The organism is Actinoplanes sp. NPDC026623 (assembly GCF_040638275.1).
Taxonomy (GTDB): domain Bacteria; phylum Actinomycetota; class Actinomycetes; order Mycobacteriales; family Micromonosporaceae; genus Actinoplanes.
The window spans coordinates 1-5,913 of the sequence record NZ_JBEZXZ010000326.1; the positions used below are offsets into that span (position 1 = coordinate 1).

Here is a 5,913-nt window from a genome sequence, read left to right on the forward strand (position 1 = left end):
CGCCGCCGCGCTCGACGCCGCCGTGCACGCCTGGGACATCGCCGTCGCCACCGGGCGGCCGTCACCGCTCGACGAGGACCTCGCCGCGGGGCTGCTGCCGGTGGCCCACGCGATCGTCGAGCCGCTGCGCCGGTACGGCGTCTACGCCGCCGCGCTGGAGCCGTCCGGCGCCGAGGGCGCCCCGGCGCAACTGCTCCGCTACCTGGGCCGCGACCCGCACTGGACCCCGGCGGCCTGAGCGTCGGTGGGCCGAGTTTCTCCACCGGCGACGGGCGACGACGGCACCCTGGCACCTTCCATCGCATGAACGCCGAAGAACGAGGGCTGGCGCTACTTCGCCGCGCGTAGTACGTTGGGCGATATAGCGGATGACGGAGGAAGTGTGGGCGAGGAACTGGGCCGGTGGGCCGAGCCGGGGCTGTTGGTTCTGACGAGCCTCGCGGAGGGCCCGAAGCACGGCTATGCGATCACCATGGACATCGCCGAACAGGCCGGCGTGACGCTGGGCCCGGGAACGTTGTACGCGGCTCTGCAACGGCTGGAGGAGCGCGGGCTGGTCGAAGGGTTGCCGGCTGACGGGCGGCGCCGGCCATACCGGTTGACCGCGGCCGGGGCAGCCGAACTTGCCGGGCAGGCGCAACGGATGCGACGGCTCGCCACCCTCAGCCTGGACCGCCTGCAGGTGAGGCCGGCATGAGCGGCGATCCCCGCGTGGTGCGGGCGCTGGTCGGCTGCTATCCGCCGCAGTGGCGGCACCGATACGGCGAGGAATACGCCCAGCTGCTCCATGACATGCAGGTCCATCGCCGGCCCCGGCTCGTGGTCGATTCGCTGCTGGGGGCCGCCCGAGCCAGAGGTGCGCTGATGTCCGAACGTTCACCGCTCGCGTTGCCCGTCTGGTCGGCCGCGTTGTTCACGGCGGCCGGGATCGGCTTCGCGAAGCTTGCCGAGGACTTCCCGGGCATCGCCGCGACCGCACACACCGTGATGGTGATCGCCTCAGCGGTGGCGCTGCTGGCGCTGGCCGTCGCGGCGGCGCCGGCCGCCGTCGTTCTGTTCCGCGGCCGCGCCGACGGGGCATGGAAATACGTCGCGGTCCCGGTCGCGGCGGCTGCGCTCTGGTATGGGGTGGTGCGGATCGCCGTCGCCACGGCCGCCGGTCACGCAGTGCACTCGGGGCCGAACGTCGCCGCGTTCGCGATGATCGTGGCCGCCGGGCTCGGCGTCCTGGCCGCGACGGCGTGGGCTGCGACACGGGTTCTGCAGCGGGTTCCGGTCGCCGGACCGGGCCGGCTGCGGCCGGTGACCGTGACGGCGATGGCGGCGGGGATGGTCGGCGCGACCATCGCCGTGCTGGTCTGGGGTCTTCGCGTACGCCTGGCCGACGCCGCCGCCTTCGACGGCGATCAGGGCCTGATGGCCACCTCCTTCGTGTCGAGCTGGATCGCGGTTCTGATCGCCCTGTGCGCCGCGAGCGTGCTCAGCGGGGTCGCCGCGCGGCGTCACCTGACCGCCTCCTGGCGGCCACGCCTGCCCGGCGCCTGATCCGGGACAGGCCTCCTGCGACTTACCGACCTCCCGGCCTTCCGGCGTTCTGCTGAGAAAGGGCGATGCCGCATGCCCGCACCAACGGTGACGATCCAGGCCGAGGGCCTCGCCAAGCGCTACCGCCGCCACCTGGCGGTCGACCGGCTCAGCTTCCAGGTCCGCGAAGGCGAGATCTGCGCTCTGCTCGGTCCGAACGGCGCCGGGAAGACTTCCGCCATGCGGATGCTCGTCGGGCTGTCCACCCCCGATTCCGGCACCGCGAGCATCGCCGGCACGCCCGTGAGGCTGGGCGCGCCGGTGTTGCGGCGGGTCGGCGTGCTCATCGATGGCCCGGCGTTCGTGCCGCACCTGAGCGGCACAGCCAACCTTCGGCTGCTGTGGTCGGCCGGCGGACGAGCGTGGCCGCCGCCGGGTCTTGACGAGGCGCTGGACCTCGCCGGTCTCGGCGCGGCGATCGGGCGCCGGGTGAAGGGCTACTCGATGGGCATGCGGCAGCGGCTCATGCTCGCCGCCGCGTTCATGCGCCGGCCCGACGTGCTGGTGCTCGACGAGCCGGCCAACGGCCTCGACCCGGCTGAGGTCCGCGCCCTGCGTCGCCATCTGGCAGACCGTTCCGCCGCCGGGGCCACCGTGCTGATCTCCAGCCACCAGCTCGCCGAGGTGCAGCAACTTGCCACCCACGCGGTGGTGTTGAACCACGGCCGTCTCGCGGCCGCGGGACCGCTCGGCGATCTGGTCGGCGCCCACGCATCGCTCGAGGACGCCTACCTGGCCATGACGGACGGATATCACGATGCTGCGCTTTGAGCTCACCACCCAGCTGGTTCGGGTACGTACGTTGATCGCGCTGGCCTGCCTCGCCGGCGTGCCGGTCGCCGCGGCCATTCCGCTCGCAGCTCAGCCCGGGCAGCGCAACGGTAATGAGAGCGGCCTGTTCGGCGCCTCGCCCTACTCCGCGGCCAACCACGCGATGGCGAGCCTGGAATTCATGGCGCCGCTGCTGCTGCCGATCGTCGTCGCGCTACTGGCCTGCGCGATCGCCTCGGCCGACCGGGACTGGGGCGTGCTGCGCTACCTCTACGTCGCCCCGGTCACCCGCGAGCGCCTGCTGGCCGCCAAGCTCGCTGCCACGGCACTGGCGACCCTGATCGCCGTTGTCGTCGTCATGGTCGCCGGTTTTGCCGCAGGCACCGTCGTGTTCGGCTGGCACCCGTTCCACATCATCGGTGCGGCCCCGCTGACCACCGGTGAAGCGACCGGTCGTGTGCTGGCCGCCACCGGATACACGCTGCTGTGCATGCTCGCCATGGCCGCCATCGCCTTCACCCTGGGCCTGTTGCTGCCCCGCGGCGCCGAAGCGCTGGCCATCGCCGTCGGCTTCGTGGTGGTCGCGAGCATCATCAATGGCCAGCACGCCCTCCACGCCGTCGCAGCCGTCCTGCCGGTGCACTACTGGCAGAACTGGATCGGCCTGTTCGACCCGGCCGGCGCCCCCGATCTGGCCCTCGGCGCAGGCGTTCAACTGGCCACCACGGTCCTCTGCACGACGGCCGGCTGGCTCATCCTGCGTCACCGCGACCCGGCCGCCTGATCCACGGGCGGGCCGATGGGGGAGACCCAGGCGCACCGGCCGGGTCGTCGGCGGATGCCCGGAAGCGGGGCGAGCGGTTCCTGAGTCGCGCTGGAGCCCGGCTTGAGGTTCCGGGCCGAAGGGAGGTCCGAGGCGGCGTCCTGCCGTCCCGACCCAGACCCCGACCAGGGAGTTTTCTCGGATGTCGTTCCTCCCGGAACCAGTTGACCCGGCCCGCCACGAGCGGGTCCGCGCCGCCCGCCGGATCGTCGCCGCCGCGCTGCTGCCGCTGATCGCGATCCCGATGCTGGCGACCTCGGCGCAGGCCGCCGAGGCGCCGGCCGCAGGTGGTTACTCGCTGGCCGCGACCGTCAGCCCGGCCGCGCTGACGGTGCAGGAGTGCGCCGCCGACCCGAACTGCCTCGTCGCCCCGGCGCCGGTCGCCGACAGCGCCGCGAACTACAAGGCGCTGCAGGGCCTGATCGACGCCGCCCGGATCCGCACCGGCCTGGACAAGGACGGCAAGGTGCTCACCGGCCCGACGCCGATGACCGTGTTCGTGCCCGCCGGCGAGTACCTGATCAACAAGGGTCTGCGGCTGCCCCCGTACGTCAGCCTGCGGGGCGCCGGCATCACCGCCACGGTGCTGCGGGCCGACCCGAGGATCGCGTCCAACTGGTCCTACAGCACCATCGTCCGGCACAACGACGTCAAGTCGGCCGGCAGCACCCAGACGGTCTCCGACCTCACGGTGAACGGCGACTGCCGCGCCGGCGCCGGCGCACCGGTGCCGGCGGACCTGCCGGCTAGCCCCGCCGAGCCCTGCGACTTCCTCAGCACCGTGCCGGGGACCAACACCAACACCGCCGGCGGCGTCAGCGTCGGCGACGGCTGGACGGTGCGGCAGGTCCGCATCACCAACGTCGAGTATTTCAAGCTCTGGATCCACAACGCCAAGGACGTACAGATCGTCGACAACCGGTTCGACAACTGGGGCGGCGCCGAGTCCGGCGACGAGGACAACATCGGCGGCGGCGGCCGCAACGAGAACGTCCTCATCGAACACAACCAGTTCGACCGGACCATCCGCGGCAACGGCATGGACTTCACCAACGCGATCCGGCCGACGATCCGTTACAACACGATCTACACCGACCGGGCCGTCGCGGCCGCCCGCGGGATGGGTGATTACGGCACGATCTACATGGAGGGCGTCCCGGAGGCGACCATCGCCGACAACCTGCTGTACGGCGCGCACATCCAGCTTCAGTCGAACGGCAAGTACGACCACGTCGGCAGCAACAAGGACATCACCAACCCGCGCGCCTCGGTGATCTCCGGCAACCAGATCATCGACTCGTTCGGCCCGGGCGTCACGATCGTCTACGACGACTACTCGACTCCGGACCCGGCGTTCCCCACCGACCCGAACAAGGTGGTCTGGGGCACCCCCGGCACCTGGGACACGATCAGCACCGAGGGCCAGAACCACTACCTGCGCCCGGGCGGCGCCAACGTGGTCTCCGGCAACACCATCATCCGGCCGGCGGAGTCCGGAGTCGTCGTCGCCGGCCTGCGCAACCAGGTCAAGACCGCGGCCGACACGATCACCGGCAACACGGTCGTCAACGCCGGCGCGAGCGGCTCGTACGAGTACAGCACCGGCGGCGGCACGTACGAGACCAGCGGCGTCGTGATCGGCATCGGCAACGGCGACAAGATCTACGGCAACTCGGTCGCCGACCAGCTGGACGCCGAGCACCCGAGGCACACCACCTGGTTCGGTGTCCAGCTCGGCGCCCGGAGCGCCAAGAGCACGATCACCAACACCGTGCTGACCGGCCCGAACGGGGAGGCCAACACCGCCACCGGCGTGCTGGGCTACCTGAACCGCAACGGCGTCGCCGTCCCGTACGCGCCGACCGGCCTCGCCGTGGCCAACGGCACCGTCACCTGGGACGAGAGCTACGTGCAGGCCGGCGTGCCGGTCGCCGGCTACAAGGTGTTCCGCGACGGGGAGCAGGTCGCCGACCTGCCGACCGGCAGCGCCGTCGTCCCGGGCAACCTGCTCTCCGCCAACGCGTTCAGCCTCGAGGCGGACGTGCCGGTGAACACGGTCTACAACGTCGTCTCCACCACCTCGCTCGGCCGGTACGCCGCGGCCGGCGCGGTCGGCACCGCGTCGCTGTCGCTGAAGGCCACCGCGGCCGGCTCGATCGGCGCGGCCGGCGTGGACTACGTCCCGGTGACCCCGAACCAGCAGTACACGACGACCGCGTCCTACCAGGCGCTGGCCGGGGCGTTCAACCGGGCCCGGACCGGCATCGAGTACTACGACGCGGCCAAGGTCCGGATCAGCCGCCTGGCGACCGGGAACACCAACTCGAAGGAGACCGCCGACAACTGGATCACCAGCTCGTTCACGTCGGCCGCGCCGGCGAACGCCGTCTACGCGCGGGTCTTCGTCTCGGTGGACAACACCCTCAAGGACGACGTGCACCTGGTGGACCGGATCGGCCTGGTGGCCGGCACCAACACCGAGCAGTTCGTCACCGCGGGCGCTCCGGCCGGCGCCACGTACCACGTGCTGGCGTACCGCCAGGGCGGCGAGTTCGGTTCGATCTCCGCGGTCAAGGCACCCTGACCACGCGGCCACACCGGCGATCGGGGGCCGGGCCCCCCCCGGCCCCCCGGCCCCCGGGCGCCCACGCACCCCCCCTACCGGGCCCCGGGGGGGGCCCCCAACAACCCCCCGCCGACCCGGGACAGGTCGAGCCGGGGCAGCGCCTCCCGGC

At 72.0% G+C, this 5,913-nt stretch carries 5 protein-coding genes and 1 pseudogene; all 6 read left to right on the forward strand.

Going from position 1 to position 5,913, the window contains the following annotated elements; translation table 11 throughout:
• Positions 1–238, forward strand: a pseudogene (locus AB0F10_RS43635) (TIGR03086 family protein); the annotation flags it as partial.
• Between the two features lie 144 nt (positions 239–382).
• On the forward strand, positions 383–697 hold the full coding sequence (locus AB0F10_RS43640) for a PadR family transcriptional regulator (RefSeq protein WP_360640006.1): 315 nt from the start codon (positions 383–385) through the stop codon (positions 695–697).
• Positions 694–1,545, forward strand: coding sequence for a hypothetical protein (locus AB0F10_RS43645; protein ID WP_360640009.1), 852 nt, complete (start codon positions 694–696; stop codon positions 1,543–1,545). The genes AB0F10_RS43640 and AB0F10_RS43645 overlap by 4 nt, the downstream gene beginning before the upstream one ends.
• 72 nt (positions 1,546–1,617) lie before the next feature.
• Complete coding sequence (locus AB0F10_RS43650) at positions 1,618–2,355, forward strand: ATP-binding cassette domain-containing protein (RefSeq protein ID WP_360640012.1); 738 nt, start codon at positions 1,618–1,620, stop codon at positions 2,353–2,355.
• Complete coding sequence (locus AB0F10_RS43655; protein ID WP_360640015.1) at positions 2,342–3,139, forward strand: ABC transporter permease subunit; 798 nt, start codon at positions 2,342–2,344, stop codon at positions 3,137–3,139. The genes AB0F10_RS43650 and AB0F10_RS43655 overlap by 14 nt, the downstream gene beginning before the upstream one ends.
• 181 nt (positions 3,140–3,320) lie before the next feature.
• Positions 3,321–5,762 carry a glycosyl hydrolase family 28-related protein gene (locus tag AB0F10_RS43660; RefSeq protein WP_360640018.1) on the forward strand — a complete coding sequence of 814 codons (2,442 nt, stop codon included), beginning with the start codon at positions 3,321–3,323 and terminating at the stop codon, positions 5,760–5,762.
• The last annotated feature ends 151 nt before the right edge of the window (positions 5,763–5,913 follow it).